Raw genomic sequence first — 14,277 nt, 5'->3', positions numbered from 1 at the left:
GGTGGGCCAGCTGACGGCGTCCGGTCGGGACACCGCCTACGTGTGGGTCGGCCGGCATACCGGCGGTCAGCCGGATCCGGCCGCTGAACTGCTGCGCCGGGCGGGCGCTCTGCTGCTCGACCGTCCGGCCGCCGAGCTGGTGCTGACGCACGAGCGCGACGGACGGCCGGTGCTCCGCACGGCCCGGTCGGTGCGCCTGCCGGTCAGCGTCAGCCGAACCGCCGGGCTGGTCGTGGTCGCCGCCCGCCGCTGTGGCGCGGTCGGGGTGGACGTGGAACGGATCCGGCCGCTGCCCGCGCTCGCGCTGGCCCGCCGCTGGTTCCCGCCGGCCGAGTCGACCTGGTTGACCGGCCGACCGGAGGCCGGGCGGGCGGTGGACTTCCTGCGGCTGTGGACCGCCAAGGAGGCGGTGGGCAAGACGCTCGGGCGGGGCCTGCGCGGCGGCGGGTTGCTCCGGGAGATGCCGCCCTCGGACCGGCCGTTGCGACGGGTGCCCGGCGCCGACGCCGTGTGGGTCGGCCACCCCGTGCTGGACGAGCGTGTCGTTCTCGCCGTCGCGGTGCGCGCGACGACCCAGGTCGGGGTCGAGGTGGTGCAGTGGCCCGGTCACGACGACGCCGCCGACCGCAGCGCGTCCGTCGAGCGGACCAGTTTGCCGGTGGTGGTGCGGGGCAACCGGTCGAGCAGCCGCAGCACCCGAGGGCGCTTGTAGCCGGCCAACCGCTCGGCGAGGAGCTTGTCCAGCGTCTCCTCCGACAGGGGGCCGTCCGGCTGGACGTACGCGGTGATGCCGTCGTCCCACACGACCACCGTGGCGGCCACGCCGGGCAGCTCGGCGATGCTCGCCTCCACCTCGGTCAGGTCGACCTTCATACCGCCGACGGAGACCTGCGAGTCGAGTCGCCCGCGCACGGTGACCAGACCGGTGTCCGGGTCGACGGTGCCGGCGTCGCGGGTGTGCAGCCAGCCGTCGGCCCAGCGGGTCGGGTCACTCAACCCGACGTACGGTGAGGCCGGGCAGGACACCCACAGTTCGCCGCCGGACTCGCGGACCTCGATGCCGGGGGCGGGGGCGATCGACGGTCGGTGTGCCCCGTGCAGGTCGGTGCCGATCACGCCGACCTCGGTCATCCCGTACATGTTGCCCAGCGGCACCCCGTACCGGTCGGTGAACGCCCGGGCGACCGCGGCCGGCACCAGCTCGCCGCCGGTGGTCATCCGCCGCAGCTGCGGCAACGGACCGGCTGGGCGGGTGGAGGCGAGCAGTCCGATGTGGAAGGGCACGCCCAACACGGTGGCCGGCGTCGCGTCGGCGGCGACCGCGGCCAGCACCGCGTCGCCGCTGAGCCGCTGCGGCGGCACCAGCTCGACCCCGGCGTGCAGCCCGTAGAGCAGGCCACCGACCAGGCCGAGCACGTGCACCATCGAGGGCAGCAGGATGATCCGCTCGCCGGGCAGGGCGACGCCGTCGATCTGCGTGTAGCGGCGCACCTCGGCGACCAGGTCCGGCGCCGTGCGGCCGATCACCTTGAACGGTCCGGTGGAGCCGGAGCTGAGTTGGATCACGGCGTGACCGCTGACCGCCGGTCGGCCGGCGTACGGGGTGACGCCCTCGGTGACGTCGACGAAGATCTTCAACGCGCCGTCGCCGCTGCGGATCGGCGCGACCACCACCTGCGGAGTGAGCCGGGCCAGGGCGCGGTCCACCTCGTGGTCGGTCAGCCGGTGGTCGAGCAGGATCGCCTGCGCCCCGGCGCGCCAGGTGGCCAGCAGGTTCACCACGTACGCCAGCGACGGCGGTAGCCGCAGCGCGGCGGCACCGCCGGGCCGCAGTCCGGCCGTGACGAGCCGACCCTGCGCGGCGGTGACCAACCGGTGCAGGGTGGCCCGGTCGATCGGCTCGGGCAGACGGAGACAAATGTCGGTCGATCGGCCGGCGAACAGGATTTCGTCCACCCATCCGGGGTCCGTCGCCGTAGGATCTTCTGCCGTCATTGCCGTTCACCGCCCAGCATGAAAGAGGGCGAATCCGCCCATCACGTACGCTTGTCGGGGTGCTGCGGGGAACCATACGGCGCGCACAGGACCATTGCTAGATGCAAATGGATGGATCAAAAGGAGCGGCCAGCCGGATTGCCGACAGCCCGTTCGGCGGGCAGGATCAGGCGCGTGCCTCGGCACAGCGTCACCGTGGCATGACGCCTCGTACCACCGTCGCGCGCCCTCAGCCGGACGGCCGATGGCGACTCTCCACCCGCCGCCACCCGCCCTCGACACCAAAGATCCGCGCGACATCGGGGATGGTGCTGCCTCCCGCGAATCGGAGACAGCACCATCAGCGATGTTGCGCGGATCTTGTCAGCAGCGCCGACCCGTCAGGCCAGGGCGGGTGTCTGGGCGTGGATGTGGAACCGCAGCGAACGGGCGTCGGTGAAGCACTCCCGCATCGGGCGTACCAGGTCCCGGTGCTCCGGGCTGCGTTCCCAGGTCTCGAAGTCGGCCAGGCTCGCCCACTCACTGGTGATCAACCACTGTTCCGGGTCGGTCGACGACCGGCACACCTGGTCGACCAGGTGTCCCGGCACGCCGTCGGCCACCAGGTGCCGCACCTGCTCGTACGCCTCCAGGAACGCCTCGGTACGCGGCACCGGCACCCGCACCAGGAAGACCACCCGGGCCCGTTGCTCGGTCATGACGGTTGCCCCTTCGTCGGCGCGGCCCCGCGCAGGACCAGCGTGCTGTTGAAGCCGTCGAAGCCACGCGCGCAGACCAGCGCGAGGCGGTTGCGCGGCCGACGGTGCTCCCGCAGGAAGTCCAGGTCGCACCCGTCGGCCACCTCGCCCGGACCCGCCGACGCCGGCAACGTGTCGTGCGCGAAGGCGAGCAGCGCGGTCGCCACGTCCAACGCGGACCCACCCTGGTACGCCCGCCCGGTCAGCGGCTTCTGCGTCGTCACCGGAGGCGGTCGGTCGCCGAACACCGCCCGCAGGGCCTCGGCCTCGCTGCGGTCGTAGCGGGGCACCCCGAGCGCGTCGGGCAGCACCACGTCGACGTCGGCCGCCGCGACGCCGGCCCGGTCCAGGGCCAGCCGCATCGCCCGCGCGTACTGGGCCACGTCGCCGGCGCTGTCCGCCGTGGTGTGCGCGGCGTCGTGGGTGGAACCCCAACCACTCACCTCGCCGTACACCCGGGCGCCCCGGGCCACTGCGTGCCCCAACTCCTCCACCACGAACACCGCACCCCCCTCGGCCGGCAGGTAGCCGCTGGCCGCCGCGTCGAACGGCAGGTACGCCCGCTCCGGGTCGGTCACCTCACTGAGCAGCCCGGACCGCAACTGGCACGCCAACGCGTACGGGCTGAGCGGGCACTCGGTCGCCCCGGCGATCACCACCGGAGTGCCCCGGCGCACCGCGCGGGCCGCGTGCGCGAGGCTGTCCAACCCGCCTGCCGTCTCCGCCACCAACACCCCGCTCGGACCCTTGAACTGGTGGTGGATGGAGAGCTGCCCCACGCTGGCCGCGTAGAACCAGGCGATCGACTGGTACGCCCCCACCGTCCGCGACGCCCCACCCCACAGCCGTTGCAACTCCCGCTGACCGAACAGGTTGCCCCCGGACGAGCTGGCCAGGGTCACCGCGTACCCGTATGGGTCGGGTGCCCGCTCGGGCAGACCGGCGTCGGCCAGCGCCAGCCGGGTGGCCGCGAAACCGATGTGCGTCCACCTGTCGGTCTGCACCAACTGTCGGCTGTCCGCGTAGGAGTCGGGGGTGAAGCCGGGCACCTCCCCGCCGTTGCGGGTCGGGTAGCCGGACGGGTCGAACAACGTGATCGGCCCGGTCCGGCGGGTGCCGGTCAGCACCGTACGCCAGTGCGCGTCCGCGCCGACACCACTGGGCGCGACCACACCGATCCCGGTCACCACCGCCCGGGCTGCAGGCGCGCTCACACCGTCGCGCTGCCGCGGGGCGCCCATGCCCTCGTGCAGCTCCGCGGCGTGGGCGCCGTCGCGCCGGTCAGCGGCGCTCACGCCGCCACCTTCCCGGGCAGTCGACGGAACACCATCGCCGACTGGAAACCGCCGAACCCGCTGCCCACCGACAGGGCCACGTCCACCGGGACCTCCCGCGCCTCGTTCGGCACGTAGTCCAGGTCGCACTCCGGGTCCCGGGTGCTCCAGTTGGCCGTCGGCGGCACCACACCGAACTCGATCGCGAGGGCGCACGCGGCCATCTCGATCGACCCGATCGCACCCAGCGAGTGCCCCACCATCGACTTGATCGAGCTGATCGGCACCTGGTACGCGCGCTGACCCAGCGCCCGCTTGAACGCGGCCGTCTCGTGCCTGTCGTTCTGCCGGGTGCCCGACCCGTGCGCGCTGATGTAGGACACCTGCTCCGGGATGATCCGCCCCTGTCCGAGCGCATCGGTCACGGCCAGACTCATCTCCAACCCGTCCGGCCGCAACCCGGTCATGTGGTAACCGTTGCTGCGGCTGGCGTACCCGGCCACCTCGCAGTAGATGTGCGCCCCACGCCGCAGGGCGTGCCCGGCCTCCTCCAACACCAACACCGCCCCACCCTCGGCCAGCACGAACCCGTGCCGGTCCGCGTCGAACGGACGCGAGGCGTGCGCCGGGTCGTCGTTGTCCGGGCTGGTCGCCTTGATCGCGTCGAACGACGCCACGGTGACCGGCGAGATCGGCGAGTCCGACGCACCGGCCAGCATCACGTCCGCCTCACCGTCCACGATCATCTGGTGGGCGTACCCGATGGCGTCGATGCCCGAGGTGCAACCGGTCGACACCACCTGCGCCGGACCGTGCCACCCGTGCCGGCAGGCCACGTCGGCGGCGAGGCTGCTGGGCACCAACGCCTGATAGAGGTACGGGCCACCGCGCGTCGCGTCGACCAGCCACCGCCGGCCGTGCTCGCTGACCGTGACGTACTCCTGCTCCAGCGCCATCGTGCCGCCCACAGCGGTGCCCAGCACCACCCCGGCCCGGTCCCGCTCCGCGTCGGTCAGCACCAGTTGGGCGTCCGCGACCGCCTCGGCGGAGCAGGCCAGCGCGAACTGGACGTACCGGTCGGCCCGCCGACGCTCGACCTCGCTGAGGCCCGCCGCGACCGGATCGAAGTCACACTCCGCGGCGATCTGCGACCGGAACGGCGACGGGTCGAAGAAACTGATCCGCCGGGTGGCGGTCCGCCCCTCGGTGATGGTCTTCCAGAACCGGTCCCGGCTCGCGCCGCCCGGGGCGACCACCCCCACCCCGGTCACCACCGTGCGGCGCCTGGTCATCACGCCACCTCTGTTCGCGACTGCGGGGCTCGCAGAACCGGCTCACTCCTCGCGCTCACGACGCCACCGATTGTTCGCGACTGCGGGGCTCGCAGAACCGGCTCACTCCTCGCGCTCACGACGCCACCGATTGTTCGCGACTGCGGGGCTCGCAGAACCGGCTCACTCCTCGCGCTCACGACGCCACCGATTGTTCGCGACTGCGGGGCTCGCAGAACCGGCTCACTCCTCGCGCTCACGATCCGCCTCGCTGCTCGACCAACTCGGTGTCGACGTGCCCCAACTCGGGGCGCGGGGCGAGCGGACCCAGGTGGAAGACCACCTCGGCCGGCTCGACGCCGGTGTTGCGCAGCCGGTGCCGCACGTTCACCGGGACGAACAGGCCCTCGCCGGTGGCCAGCAGCGTCGGCTGGTCGTCCAGGTCGACGGTGATCGCGCCGCGCACCAGGTACAGGAACTCCTCGCTGTACGGGTGGTAGTGCTCGGCGATCCGCTCCCCCGGCGCGAGCGTCGCCACCCCGAGGAACCCGGAGGTGCTGCCGACGGTGCGGGGGCCCAGCAGGACCCGCAGCTCACCGCCGCGCCGCCGATCGGCGGGTACGTCCCGGGCGGCGATCGGCCGGGTGCTCAGGTCACTCATCGTCGGCTCCCGTCGACTCGTCCCCGGCCGCCGGGTGGCCCTGCTCGGCGCGCTGCCGGGCGATCCGCTCCACCCGGTCCTTGATCACTGCGAGTTGGATGACGCTGTTGGTGTTGATCCGCTCGGTCATCGCGGCGTTGTCGACGGGTGCGGTCGGCTTCATCGCGAAGTCCTGCGTCCAGGTCATCCGGGTGCCGCCGGCCTCCTCGGTGTAACGCCAGTGGATCCGCATGTACTCGAACGGCCCGGTCTCCACCCGGTGGGCCCGCACCTGGCGGCTCACCGGGTCGGCGGTGCGTTCACTGACCCAGCTCCAGGCCACCCCGTTCTCGTCCGGGTACATGGTGAGCCGGAACCGCACCGTGTGCCCGTCGCGGTGCAGGATCTCCACCACGGCGTACTCGGTGAACAGCTCGGTCCAGTTCGCGACGTCGTTGGTGACCTCCCAGACGACCGGGAGCGGCGCGTCGACGACCACGGTGTTCTCGGTGTGTCCGGGCGGGTCGGCGCGGTCGGCGACCAGGTCGGCCACCGCCGCGATGCTCAGCTGCCCGGCCTCCTCGGGGATGGTCACCTGCCACCGGTCGGCGACGACGGCGGAGAGTTCCAGCAGGGCGAGCGAATCCATGCCCAGCTCCTCCAGCGACGCGGCGGGCGCCCGGGCCGCGGCGTCGGCGTCCAGCCCGCAGTGCGCCACCAGGATGTCGGTGATCTCGGCGGTCAGCGGGCGACCATGGGTGACGGTCATCGGGTCCTCCTGTGGGTTACCTCGGGCGTCGCGGCGGACGCCGAGCGCGGTGCGGGGGTGGACGTCGGCCGCTGCGCGGGCGGCCCACCGGGCACACCGAGCAGACGGTCGACCAGGCCCGTGGTGTAGCGGCCCTTGCGGAAAGCGGCGTCGTCGAGCACCCGCCGCACGAACGGGATGGTGGTGTGCACGCCCGGACCGGCGACGTCGAACTCGTCGAGGGCCCGTTCCAGCCGGTTGAGGGCCGACTCCCGATCGGGCGCCCAGACGATGACCTTGGCCAGCAACGAGTCGTACCAGGGGCCGATCACACAGCCGGCGCTGGCGTGGGTGTCCACCCGGGTGAACGGCCCGCCGGGCGGGGTGAAACGTTCCAACCGGCCGGGGGTGGGCGTGAAGCCGCGCTCGGGGTCCTCGGTGTTGACCCGGCACTCCACCGCCACGCCGCGCAGGCGGACCTCCTCCTGCCGCCAGCGCAGCGGCACTCCGGCGGCGATGTGCAGTTGCTCGTGCACCAGGTCGATCCCGGTGACCATCTCGGTCACCGGATGCTCGACCTGGATCCGGCAGTTGATCTCCAGGAAGTGGAACCGGTCCTCGGCGTCGACGAGGAACTCCAGGGTGCCGGCCCCGACGAAGCCGACGTCCAACGCGCCCCGCAGCGCCGTCTCGGCGATGGTGTCCAGGACGGCGGCGGGCAGCGCCGGGGCGGGCGCCTCCTCCACCAGCTTCTGGTGCCGGCGCTGCACCGAGCAGTCCCGGGTGCCCAGGTGCACCCCGTTGCCGTGCGAGTCGCACAGCACCTGCACCTCGACGTGCCGGGCCTCGGTGAGGTAGCGCTCGACGTACACCCGGTCGTCGCCGAAGGCGGCCTGGGCGGCGGCCCGCGTGCGGGTGTACGCCCGACGCAGCTCGCCCGGGGTGCGGACCACCGTCATTCCCCGGCCACCGCCCCCGGCGGCGGCCTTCACGATCACCGGATAGCCGACGGCCTCGGCCACCTCGGCGGCCGCGGCGGCGGTCGGCACCGGCGCGACGCTGCCCGGCGACAGCGGCAGACCGGCGCGGCTCATCAGGGCGCGCGCCGAGGACTTGTCGGCCAACGCGGCCATCACCGCCGGTGGTGGGCCGATGAAGGTCAGCCCGTTGTCCGCGCAGATCTCGGCGAAGTCGGCGTCCTCGGAGAGGAAGCCGTACCCGGGGTGCACTGCCTGCGCGCCCACCTGCCGGGCCGCCTCCACGATCGCGGCGGCGTTGAGGTAGCTGCGCCGGCTCGACGCGGGTCCGATCCGGATCGCCTGGTCGGCGAGGCGGACCGCCGCCGAGTCGGCGTCGGCGGCCGAGTAGACCACCGCCGTCCGCACGCCCAACTCGCGGCAGGCGCGCAGCACCCGCAACGCGATCTCGCCCCGGTTGGCGATCAGCACGGTCTCGAACATCGTCACCCACCCCGCGCCGTCACGCCGGGTCCAGTTCGACCAGCGGCTGGTCGTACTCCACCGACTGGCCGTCCTCGACGAGGACCGCCACCACCCGACCCGCGCGGTCGGCGGTCACCTCGTTCATCAGCTTCATCGCCTCGACGATGGCCACCGGCTGTCCCGGGCGGACCAGGTCCCCGACCGTGACGAACGGTCTGGCGCCGGGCTCCGGCGACCGGTAGAAGGTGCCGACGATCGGCGCCCGAACCGCGGCGCGACCGGGCACCGGCGGTGGGGCCGACGCCGCCGGTTCCTCGGCTGCCGGCGACGCCGGCACCACGGTCGACGCAGGGGGTACGTCCGCTTGGGTCCCGTTCTCCGGATGCCACTCGACCTCGAGGACCGCCGGGCCGCTGCGCAGCCGGATCCGGCGCACCGGCCCGGCCAGCTCGGCGATCAGGTGCTGCGCCTGCCGGCGCAGTCCGGCCAGTGCCTCCTCCTCGCCGACCTCGTTGTCCTCGGGCACCTCGACCGTCGACACCGTCCCGTTCTCGGCGCTCACCGGGCACCTGCCCGCTGACCGCCACGGGTCGCGCCGAACCGCCGGAACCGCTGCCGGCGGAGCCGGACGAGCATGGCCGGTGGCACGTCCAGAAGCGGCAGCAGATTCGCCACCAGGGCGGCCCGCAACCGCAGCGCGGTCTCCGCCGGTTCGTCGTGCGCGGCGGCCGGCGGCTCCGGCACCACCTCGTCGACCACGCCGAGGCGGCGCAGGTCGGGGGCGCTGAGTCGCAGCGCACGGGCGGCCTGCGGCGCCGCCGAACGGTCCGGCCAGAGGATCGCCGCACAGCCTTCGGGGCTGATCACCGAGTAGACCGCGTTCTCCAGCATCAGGACCCGGTCGGCGACGGCCAGGGCCAGCGCACCGCCGCTGCCGCCCTCTCCGGTGATGACCGCCAGCACGGGGGTGGGCAGCACGGTGAGGGTGAGGATGTTCTCCGCGATGGCCGCCGCCTGGCCGTGCTCCTCGGCGCTCACCCCGGGGTCGGCACCGGGGGTGTCCACGAGCGTCACCACCGGAAGTCCGAGGCGGGCGGCCAGGCGCATCAGGCGCAACGCCTTGCGGTGCCCGGCCGGGCTGGCCATGCCGAAGTTGCGAGCCACCAGCTCGGCGGTGGTGTGCCCCTTCTGGTGGCCGATGACCATCACGTGCCGGCCGGCCAACCGGGCCACACCGCCCACGATGGCCGGGCAGTCCCCGCCGAGCCGGTCACCGTGCAGCTCCACGAAGCCGTCGAAGACGGAGTCGAGATAGTCCAGTGTGGTCGGTCGGCCGGGGTGCCGGGCCATCCGGACGGTGTCCCACGCGTCACGTACCGCCGGGGTTCCGTCGGCTTCCGTGGTCGGCGGCGAGGGCTCCTCCTCGGCGAGGCGCTCGCGGTGCGGCGGCGGCTCCTGCCGGGGTACGGACGGACGGGCCGGACGGCCGGCGCGGGTCGCGGCGAGCAGCGCGATCAGCCGCCCGCGCAGTGACCGGCGTTGCACCACCATGTCCACCTGCCCGTGCCGGAGCAGGAAGTCGGCGGTCTGGAAACCCTCCGGAAGCGCACGACCGGTCACCTGACGGATCACCCGGGGGCCGGCGAAGCCCATCCGCGCGCCGCTCTCGGCGAGCACCAGGTCGGTGTTGGTGGCGAACGACGCGGCCACGCCACCGTAGGTCGGGTCGGTCAGGACGCTGACGGTGAGCAGACCCGCCTCGCGTAGCGCGGCGATGGCCTGGCTGACGGTGGCCATCTGCATCAACGACAGCACGCCCTCCTGCATCCGCGCACCACCGGAGGCGGTCACCAGGACGAGTGGGACCCGGTCGTCGAGAGCCCGTTCGGCCGCCCGGGTGATCAGCTCGCCGACGGCGCAACCCAGGCTGCCGCCGAGGAAGCGGAAGTCCATCACCGCCATCACGACCGGGTGTCCGCCGATGGTGGCCGTGGCACAGACGACGGCTTCCACCAGGCCGGTGCTGGCCCGCGCTGCGGTGAGCCGGTGCGGGTACGGCACCACGTCGACGAAGTCGATCGGGTCCGCCTCCGGCAGCCGGTCGGCCAGCGGGCGCAGCGATCCGGGGTCGACGAGTTGGCGCAGGCGTTCCGGCGCGCCGAGGCGAGCGTGCTCGCCGCACTCCGGGCAGACGTCCAGGTTGCGGCGTAACCGTTTGCGGTAGAGCAGGCTGGCGCAGCCGGCACAGCGGGACCAGAGCTGCTCCTCGCGCGGCGCGGTGGCCGTCACGACCGCCCTCCGGTGTCCGGGGCGTCGAACCGGTAGAAGCACTGCGCCATCGCGTCGCGCGGGGAACGCCAGGTCGACAGGTACGGCGAGACGTACGGACGCAGGCGGTCGCTGACCCGGATGAACTCCGGGTGCCCACGGGCTGCCTCGACCGCGCCCTCCGCCGGCTGCTCGGTTTCGAGCAGGTGCACGTAGAGGTCGTGCAGGCGGTACAGCGAGCGGTGCCGGACGCCGACCAGGCGCGGCAACTCCGTCGCGTCCGACTCGGCGAAGATCTCGGCGACCCGCTCCGCAGCGGCCGGATCCACCTTCGCGACGATCAGCGATCGGTCCATACTGGGCCTCCCCCCACGGCGTCCGGCCGGCGACGGGTGGCCCCCGGACGCACTGGACGACTGCCCACACGATGCGGCAGTCCTCGTCACGGCGGCGTCACCACACAGGACTGACCAGCGACGCACCTTCGTGACGCTGCGTTGACGCAAGCTGTGCATCAGCTATGCGTCAGCCATGCATGCAGCGCGCGATCGATCTGATGTTTGAGCAGTTCAGAACCGATCTCAGGTTGACTGTCGCGAATAGAGCGCCTACAGCGACATTGACGCACCGTGACCGTAATTGATAATCTTCACGGTGGTCAGCCCGGCCGCCCCGGCGGGTGGGGCCGCGCCCGGCAGCCAGGGTCGCGCCCCCATCGTCGGGGTCGACAGAGGCGTCACGGGCAGCCGATCCAGGACGCAGCAGACAGTCGGGACGAGCGTTCCGCAGGGGGTGCCGCCGTGGCCGCTGATCCGACCGTGCCGACCGCCGGGGGCCCGCCCGAGGAGGGCGTCTCACTCCACCTGCTCGGCGGCTTCCGACTGCTGCGCGACGCGACGCCGATCGTGGTGCCACGCGGGCTGCAACGGGTGATCGCGTTGATCGGGCTGCGTCCCGGCGCCACCCGCAGTCAGCTCGCGGGGCTGCTGTGGCCCGACGCCTCCGAGGAGCGGGCGCTGTCCTCCCTGCGCACCGCGCTGTGGCGACTGCGTCAGGACCCGTGCTGTCCGATGACCGTGGCCGGCGACACCGTACGGCTCGACCCGGCGGTCCGGCTCGACGTGGACGACCTGGTCGGCACCGCGGTCCGGGTCCGCGACGGCGACGACCCGCGTACCGCCGCCGGGGCGCTCGCCGCCGGCCGGCACGACCTTTTGCCCGGGTGGTATGACGACTGGGTGCTGCTGGACCGGGAGAGGCTGCGCCAGCTCCGCCTGCACATGCTGGAAGAGGTGGCCGGGCACCACCTCACCGCGGGGCGGCACGGCGAGGCCCTCGAAGCCGCACTGGAGGCGATGGCCGCCGAGCCGTTACGGGAGACCCCTCACCGGCTGGTCGTCCGCATCCACCTGGCCGAGGGCAACGCCTTCGAAGCCGTGCACGCCTTCTACGTCTACCGGGACCTGCTGCGCCGAGAGTTGCGCCTGGAACCGAGCCCGGCGATGAGCGCCCTGCTCGACGACACCCTCGCCCCGATCCGCCAGGCCAGCCGGGAGGCCGTCGCCGATCGTCCGTCACCAGCCGGGCGACGTGCGTGACGACGACACCGTCCGACATCGCCGGGCAGTGCCCGTGACGGCGCGGCCCGTCACCGACTGCTCGGCCTACGTGACGGTGACGTGACAGGCGCTACGGCACGGTGGGCGCACAGAGCACGTGGCACCGATCCGAGGGTCGGGAAGGCCACCGGCGGAAGGGGTCCCATGAGTCGTCTACTGATCGTCAGCCGGATCATCCCGGGCGCGGAGGGGCGGGTCGCGCAGATCTTCGCCGAATCCGACGCCACCGAACTGCCCGGCCTGACCGGCGTCACGCACCGTTCGCTGTACTGCCTGCACGACCTGTGCGTACACGTGATGGAAACCTCGGACGTCGACCCGGACGCCCTCGCGGCGGCCCGCAACCACCCGCTCTTCCAGCAGGTCAACGAGCGGCTCTCCGCGCACACGTCGCCGTACCTGCCGACCTGGCGCTCCCCCCGGGACGCGATCGCCGGCTGCTTCTACCGGTGGGACGCCACCGACGCGCCGACGGCGCGCCAAACCGCCACCGACGTGCCCACGGCGCGGCCAGCCGGCACCGACGCGCCCACCGCGCGGCCGGACGCTGCCGACCTACCCGCCGCGCGCCCGGCGGGCACCGACGCGCCTGCGGCGCACCCGGCTGGTTGACATGGGCGGCGCGCCACCGCACGTCCTGATCATCGGCGCCGGCACCGGCGGGCTGTGCCTGGCGCACGGCCTGCGCCGGGCCGGGATCACCGTCGCCGTCTACGAACGGCACCGCGACCGCGCCGACGGGCTGCTCGGCTATCGGGTCGGCATCGGCCCGACCGGCAGTCGAGCGCTACGCGAGTGCCTGCCACCGGAATTGTTCGCCACCTTCCTCGCCACCTGCGCCCGGCCCCCGCACTACTTCAACGTGGTCACCCAGGGGCTGCGCCAGACGGCGTCGTTCCCCCTGCGGCCGAACGCCGACCCGGTGCACACCGAACACTCGGTGGCCCGGATGGTGCTGCGCCACGTGCTGCTGACCGGCCTCGACGACGTGGTCCACTTCGACAAGACCTTCACCCACTACGAGCAGCGTGACGACGGCACGGTCACCGCGCACTTCTCCGACGGCACCACCGCCACCGGGGACCTGCTGGTCGGGGCGGACGGCACCCACTCGGCGGTACGCCGGCAGTACCTGCCGCACGCCGTCACCCGCGACGCCGGCACCATCAACATCGCCACCCGCATCCCGCTGACCGAGCGCACCCGTGCTCTCGTCCCCGAACGCGTCGCTCGGGGCATCTCACTGATCTTCGGCATCGGCGGGATCATGGGCGTGCTGCACGTGATGGAGTTCAAGTGGGACGCCACCCGGGCGATCAAACCCGGCGTCGGCGACACGGACGCCCGGCTGTTGAAGAACTGGCCCGGCCTGTCCCAGGACACCACCACCGACAACATCAACCTCATCATCTGGAGTGCGGCCCGTCGGTTCCCGGCCGACGTGATGGAGCGTCGCGGCGAGGACCTCGTACGGGTCGCCCTCGGCCTCACCACCAACTGGCACCCCGACCTGCGGGAGTTGCTGACCCGGGCGGAGCCGGCCAGCGCCCTGCCGATCAAGGTGTCGACCTCCGAGCCGGTGCCTCCCTGGAAAAGCAGCACCGTCACGTTGCTCGGCGACGCCATCCACACCATGACCCCCGGTCGCGGTGTCGGCGCGAACACCGCCCTGCGCGACGCCCGCCTGCTCTGCGAGCAACTCACCCGGGCCACCGCCGGTGACAAGACCCTGCTCCAGGCGGTCGCGGACTACGAGGCGGCGATGGCGCCGTACGGCTTCGCGCGGGTCGCCGAGTCGTTGAACCGCAGCGGCACCAGCGGCGACGATCGGATGTACCGGCCGGTGGTGGGTCGGCTCGCGCTGCTCGGCGCGCGTGGCTACTTCGGAGTGACCAGTCGGGTGCCGCGGCTGCGTCAACGGTTCGTCGACGACTTCCACACCTACGAGGGCGATCGGGACTGAATCGGGCGACGGCCCGTCGGCCCGGGCTCGGCGTACCCCGCCGGGCCCGGGTCGCGCCGTGCCGGGCCGCGGTCTCGCCGGGCCGGGCTGTTCTCGCGCTGGTCGGGGCGACGCTGTGTCACCCGACGAGCACCGGCTGAGGTGAGCGGGCCACCCGCGACGCCCCTGGCCGATCCTCTCTCTCGTCGGTAACAGGCGTGTGCGAAGCTGCGGCGAGTTTTTCTCGTGACTTTTCCAACGAGGTGAGAGGGAGGTTCGCCGTGACGTGGTCTATCGGACACTCGCTGATAGTGGTACTGGCACTGTTGCTGGGACTGGCC

The 14,277-nt window shown here is 72.8% G+C and carries 13 protein-coding genes and 1 pseudogene; 4 read left to right on the top strand and 10 right to left on the bottom strand.

All coding sequences use genetic code 11. The features are described from left to right. Nucleotide 1: 1 nt before the first annotated feature. A complete protein-coding gene (locus O7617_RS28295) occupies nt 2-712 on the top strand; it encodes a 4'-phosphopantetheinyl transferase superfamily protein (RefSeq protein WP_282259289.1) in 711 nt (236 codons plus the stop codon). On the opposite strand, the gene O7617_RS28290 is transcribed toward O7617_RS28295, so the two are convergent. The 10 genes from O7617_RS28290 to O7617_RS28245 form a co-directional block, all read right to left on the bottom strand. Continuing rightward, the gene (locus tag O7617_RS28290) at nt 607-1,995 is read right to left on the bottom strand and encodes a class I adenylate-forming enzyme family protein (protein ID WP_282259288.1); all 1,389 of its coding nucleotides are present in this window, start codon (nt 1,993-1,995) and stop codon (nt 607-609) included. The two genes, O7617_RS28295 and O7617_RS28290, sit on opposite strands and share 106 nt — an antisense overlap. 380 nt (nt 1,996-2,375) lie before the next feature. Beyond that, nucleotides 2,376-2,693: an antibiotic biosynthesis monooxygenase family protein gene (locus O7617_RS28285; RefSeq protein ID WP_282259286.1), complete on the bottom strand. Its 318-nt coding sequence runs from the start codon at nt 2,691-2,693 to the stop codon at nt 2,376-2,378. Beyond that, complete coding sequence (locus O7617_RS28280) at nt 2,690-3,973, bottom strand: beta-ketoacyl synthase N-terminal-like domain-containing protein (protein ID WP_282264888.1); 1,284 nt, start codon at nt 3,971-3,973, stop codon at nt 2,690-2,692. Before O7617_RS28280 ends, O7617_RS28285 begins: the two co-directional genes overlap by 4 nt. Nucleotides 3,974-4,023: 50 nt before the next feature. Next, entirely contained in the window at nt 4,024-5,298 is a 1,275-nt protein-coding gene (locus tag O7617_RS28275; RefSeq protein WP_282259284.1) for a beta-ketoacyl-[acyl-carrier-protein] synthase family protein, read from the bottom strand. Between the two features lie 235 nt (nt 5,299-5,533). Continuing rightward, entirely contained in the window at nt 5,534-5,938 is a 405-nt protein-coding gene (locus tag O7617_RS28270) for a cupin domain-containing protein (protein WP_282259282.1), read from the bottom strand. After that, nucleotides 5,931-6,686 (bottom strand): SRPBCC family protein, encoded by a 756-nt coding sequence (locus O7617_RS28265; protein WP_282259281.1) that lies wholly within the window; start codon nt 6,684-6,686, stop codon nt 5,931-5,933. The genes O7617_RS28270 and O7617_RS28265 overlap by 8 nt, the downstream gene beginning before the upstream one ends. Continuing rightward, a complete protein-coding gene (locus O7617_RS28260) occupies nt 6,683-8,125 on the bottom strand; it encodes an acetyl-CoA carboxylase biotin carboxylase subunit (RefSeq protein ID WP_282259279.1) in 1,443 nt (480 codons plus the stop codon). Before O7617_RS28260 ends, O7617_RS28265 begins: the two co-directional genes overlap by 4 nt. Before the next feature lie 19 nt (nt 8,126-8,144). Beyond that, nucleotides 8,145-8,648 carry an acetyl-CoA carboxylase biotin carboxyl carrier protein gene (gene accB / locus O7617_RS28255; protein WP_282264887.1) on the bottom strand — a complete coding sequence of 168 codons (504 nt, stop codon included), beginning with the start codon at nt 8,646-8,648 and terminating at the stop codon, nt 8,145-8,147. 17 nt (nt 8,649-8,665) lie between these two features. Next, complete coding sequence (locus O7617_RS28250; protein ID WP_282259278.1) at nt 8,666-10,396, bottom strand: acetyl-CoA carboxylase carboxyltransferase subunit alpha; 1,731 nt, start codon at nt 10,394-10,396, stop codon at nt 8,666-8,668. After that, nucleotides 10,393-10,731, bottom strand: coding sequence for a TcmI family type II polyketide cyclase (locus O7617_RS28245; protein ID WP_282259277.1), 339 nt, complete (start codon nt 10,729-10,731; stop codon nt 10,393-10,395). Before O7617_RS28245 ends, O7617_RS28250 begins: the two co-directional genes overlap by 4 nt. Nucleotides 10,732-11,175: 444 nt before the next feature. Here O7617_RS28245 and O7617_RS28240 point away from each other — a divergent pair, with 444 nt between their 5' ends. The 3 genes and pseudogenes from O7617_RS28240 to O7617_RS28230 all read left to right on the top strand — a co-directional run bounded on the left by O7617_RS28240 (nt 11,176) and on the right by O7617_RS28230 (nt 13,957). Next, complete coding sequence (locus tag O7617_RS28240) at nt 11,176-11,973, top strand: BTAD domain-containing putative transcriptional regulator (RefSeq protein ID WP_282259276.1); 798 nt, start codon at nt 11,176-11,178, stop codon at nt 11,971-11,973. A gap of 165 nt (nt 11,974-12,138) precedes the next feature. Then, nucleotides 12,139-12,453, top strand: a pseudogene (locus tag O7617_RS28235) (TcmI family type II polyketide cyclase); the annotation flags it as partial. A 154-nt stretch (nt 12,454-12,607) separates the two neighbouring features. Next, entirely contained in the window at nt 12,608-13,957 is a 1,350-nt protein-coding gene (locus O7617_RS28230) for an NAD(P)/FAD-dependent oxidoreductase (RefSeq protein WP_282259274.1), read from the top strand. The last annotated feature ends 320 nt before the right edge of the window (nt 13,958-14,277 follow it).

It is taken from the genome of Micromonospora sp. WMMD1155 (genome assembly GCF_029581275.1).
Lineage (GTDB): Bacteria > Actinomycetota > Actinomycetes > Mycobacteriales > Micromonosporaceae > Micromonospora.
The sequence above is the reverse complement of the archived record's forward strand: the minus strand, read 5'-3'. Positions and strand labels throughout refer to the sequence as shown.